The sequence below is a fragment of the Arthrobacter sp. JCM 19049 genome (genome assembly GCF_001310435.1).
This window is the reverse complement of record NZ_BAXF01000501.1, coordinates 1-1,526: the sequence shown is the minus strand read 5'-3', so window position 1 is coordinate 1,526 and position 1,526 is coordinate 1. Positions and strand designations below refer to the sequence as shown.

The 1,526-nt window shown below is 66.6% G+C and carries 3 pseudogenes; all 3 read left to right on the top strand.

The window, feature by feature from the left end:
- Positions 1-490 (top strand): annotated as a pseudogene (locus JCM19049_RS13815) (zinc-binding dehydrogenase); the annotation flags it as partial.
- Positions 490-1,118, top strand: a pseudogene (locus JCM19049_RS13810) (MBL fold metallo-hydrolase). The pseudogenes JCM19049_RS13815 and JCM19049_RS13810, both read left to right, overlap by 1 nt.
- A 204-nt stretch (positions 1,119-1,322) precedes the next feature.
- Positions 1,323-1,526, top strand: a pseudogene (locus JCM19049_RS13805) (hypothetical protein); the annotation flags it as partial.

Below are 1,526 nucleotides of genomic sequence, written 5' to 3'. Positions count from 1 at the left end.
CCCAGCTGGCCGGGGCGACCACCATCATCGCGGTGGACGTCAACCCGGACAAGCTCAAGACCGCTCAGAAGCTGGGTGCACCCACACCGTGGACTCCAGCAAGCAGGACGCCGTGCAGGCGATCCAGGAACTGACCGGGGGCTTCGGCGCCGATGTGGTCATCGACGCGGTGGGCCGGCCCGAAACCTACAAGCAGGCCTTCTACGCCCGCGACCTGGCCGGACGCGTAGTGCTGGTGGGCGTGCCGACCCCGGAGATGACCCTGGAGCTGCCGCTGCTGGACGTGTTCGGCCGCGGCGGGGCGCTGAAGAGCTCCTGGTACGGGGACTGCCTGCCCAGCCGGGACTTCCCGATGCTGGTGGACCAGTACAAGCTCGGCCGCCTGGACTTGGACACCTTTGTCTCCGAACGCATCAAGCTGGACGAGATTGAGGCGGCCTTTGACAAGATGCACGAAGGAACCGTGCTGCGATCGGTGGTGGAACTCTAATGAACGCACAGATTGAAAACGTGATCACCTCGGGGACCTTCAGCCTCGATGGCGGAACCTGGGATGTGGACAACAACGTCTGGATCATCGGCGACGCCAAGGAGGTGCTGGTCATCGACCCGGCCCACGAGCCGGAGAAGATCCTCACCGCCCTGGGCGAGCGCAAGGTCAAGGCGGTGCTGCTCACCCACGGCCACGATGACCACATCCGCGCCGCCGGGGAGTTCGCCGACAAGGTCGGCGCCCCGCTGTACCTGAACCCGGAGGACTCGATGCTCTGGGACGCGGTCTACCCGGAGCGCAAGCCAGACGCGGAGATCAAGGACGGGGACCAGTTCTCCATCGCCGGGGTCACCCTGCATGCGATGCATACCCCCGGGCACTCGCCGGGCTCCACGTGCTTCCACGTGCCGGAGCTGGATGTGGTGTTCAGTGGTGACACCCTGTTCAGCGGGGGCCTGGCGCCACCGGGCGCAGCTACTCCAGCTTCGAGACGATCATCGAATCGATCCGCGAACGCCTGCTGAATCTGCCGGAGAAGACCGTGGTCTACACCGGGCACGGGCCGAGCACCAGCATCGCGGCCGAGGCCCCGAACCTGGATGAGTGGATCGCCCGCGGCCACTAGGTCCTGGGGCAACATTCCGCGCTAAACCTGCCGTCGCGCCATGGCTGACCCGCCATCGCCCGACGGCAGGTTTTGCTTTGGTGACTCCCCAGTGGGTCCGGCCCGCGCGCCCGGCGCCGAAAGTGCGCGGGACCCGGTCATAATGACAACATGTCAACGAACCTTCCCGGTACGAAACCGCGGCCTCGCGGGGCCGCCATCCTGATGCTGAGCGGAGTCCTGTGCCTGATCGCCGGGCTGGTCATGAAGTGGTGGGATGCCCGCCAGCTGCGCGAATTCGGCTGGTTCGCCTACGCGCCGCTGAGCGAGACCACGTATTTTCCCGGCCCCACGCCGATGGCGGTGGCCGCCTGGTGCTGCTCTTTGCCGGGTGGCGGCATTCTTCCTGGGGCTGGGCATCCGGCTGGG